This window comes from Chryseobacterium sp. YIM B08800 (assembly GCF_026163565.1).
Lineage (GTDB): Bacteria > Bacteroidota > Bacteroidia > Flavobacteriales > Weeksellaceae > Chryseobacterium.
In genome coordinates this window covers 1-288 of sequence record NZ_JAPDKN010000043.1, presented here as the reverse complement: position 1 = coordinate 288, position 288 = coordinate 1, and the positions used below count along the sequence as shown (strand labels likewise).

The window sequence follows — 288 nt, the reverse complement described above, 5'->3', positions numbered from 1 at the left end:
AAACAAGAAAAAAACACAAAAATGGAAGAAGAACAATTTAGTTGGTCAGAAGGTCTCTCTTGCCCGCTTGGTTATCCTATACAAGTCTATAAAGGCAGTATAGGCTTTAAAAGTTTAAGCGATAGGCTCTCTACAGGGAAATACGGATGGGGAAACAAAGGTAATGGTATGAATGACCGTTCAGATTGGATGCCGAGATTCTTAAATGTGACTTGGCTCTCGTTTGCAGAAGATTGCATGTACACCATAGAAACCCCAATAGACTATCAGAAATTATATGAACTTTTA

General features: G+C 37.8%; 1 protein-coding gene. It reads left to right on the top strand.

Annotated elements, in window-relative coordinates:
* Window positions 1-21 precede the first annotated feature (21 nt).
* A partial coding sequence (locus OEW74_RS15760; RefSeq protein ID WP_265429379.1) for a DUF2931 family protein occupies window positions 22-288 on the top strand: 267 nt, incomplete at its 3' end.